General features: G+C 65.3%; 1 pseudogene. It reads right to left on the minus strand.

Features of this window, described 5'->3' with window-relative positions:
- Positions 1-37 precede the first annotated feature (37 nt).
- A pseudogene (locus J3476_RS27555) lies at positions 38-1,322 on the minus strand (IS256 family transposase).
- Positions 1,323-1,500: the final 178 nt, after the last annotated feature.

Here is a 1,500-nt window from a genome sequence, read left to right on the forward strand (position 1 = left end):
GGGTCCGTCAGATTAACGGTGTAAGCGGCATCTTCGGTTAGGTTGTTTCGCTGCCCGGCATGCGGTCGGCGAAGGTGATCGCGAAGGCGTTCAGTGCTGGTTTCCAGCGCATGGTCCATCGCTTCTGTCCGGTCCCGGTCGGGTCTAGCGACCGGGTGACCAAGTATAGGCATTTCAACGCGGCCTGCTCGGTCGGAAAATGCCCGCGGGCCCGGACAGCGCGGCGGTAGCGGGCGTTCAACGATTCAATGGCGTTGGTCGAACAGATCACCTTCCTTATCTCGGTGTCGTAGTCCAGGAATGGTATGAACTCACTCCACGCGTTGCGCCACAACCTAATTGCCGCCGGATACCGGTTACCCCACTCAGCCTCGAAGGCGTCCAGCGCCGCCGCTGCAGCTTCTGCGTTGACCGCGGTATAGATCGGCCGCAACGCCTTGGCGATGGCGTCGCGGTGCTGTCGCCCGGCGTAGCGGAACGTTCCGCGGATCAAATGGATGACACACGTCTGGACCACGGTGTCGGGGAACACTGCGCCCACCGAAGCCGGCAGGCCTTTGAGGCCATCGCAGACCAGGAAGAAGATGTCGGCCACCCCGCGGTTCTTCAGCTCGGTGAGCACCGCCAGCCAGTATTTGGCCGACTCACCGTCGCCCTCGCCGGCCCACATCCCCAACACATCGCGGTGCCCAGCCAGATCCACCCCGATGGCCGCGTAGACCGGGCGGGGGCCGACCTGGCCGTCGCGGATCTTGACGTGCAGCGCGTCGATGAACACCGCGGCATACACGCGCTCGAGCGGGCGGGTGTGCCAGGCCGTCATCTCCTCGACCACGCGGTCGGTGATCCGACTGATCGTGTCCTTGGAGACGGCCGCGCCGTAGATGTCGGCGAAATGGGCGCTGATCTCGCCGGTGGTCAGCCCGCGGGCATACAGCGACAACACCACCTCGTCGACATCGGTCAGGCGGCGTTGACGCTTCTTGACGATCTCGGGTTCGAAGCTGCCCGCCCGGTCGCGCGGCACCTCGATCTCGATCTGCCCGCACGCATCAGTCAGGACGGTTTTGGCCCGGGTTCCGTTGCGGGAGTTGCCCGAGCCATACCCGGCCGGGTCATGGCGGTCATAGCCGAGATGCTCGGACAATTCCTCGTCCAGAGCGGTCTNNGAGCAACCCGCCCGGACCGGTCAGCGATACGCCCGCCTCGCGGGCCTGGCGCACCAGCTCTCGGGCGACTTCGAGTTCGTCGACACCACGGCCGTTCGGGACGTCGATGGCCGCCTCGGCGGCCTCCTCATCGGGATTCTGCGATGGCTCCACAGCCACGACAGTTTCGGTCATCATGCGACCTTTCCGGCCCCGACACACCGGGGCCGATCAGGCCGTTTACACCCTTATCGCGACAGTCCCCCCACGCCGTCACCGCCGGCGGCACCCTGCTATGAACTGTCCTGGCTCTGGTGGAGATCGTGATCGCACCAGGAGGATGTGGTCGTGG

It is taken from the genome of Mycobacterium sp. PO1 (genome assembly GCF_017312405.1).
GTDB lineage: Bacteria > Actinomycetota > Actinomycetes > Mycobacteriales > Mycobacteriaceae > Mycobacterium.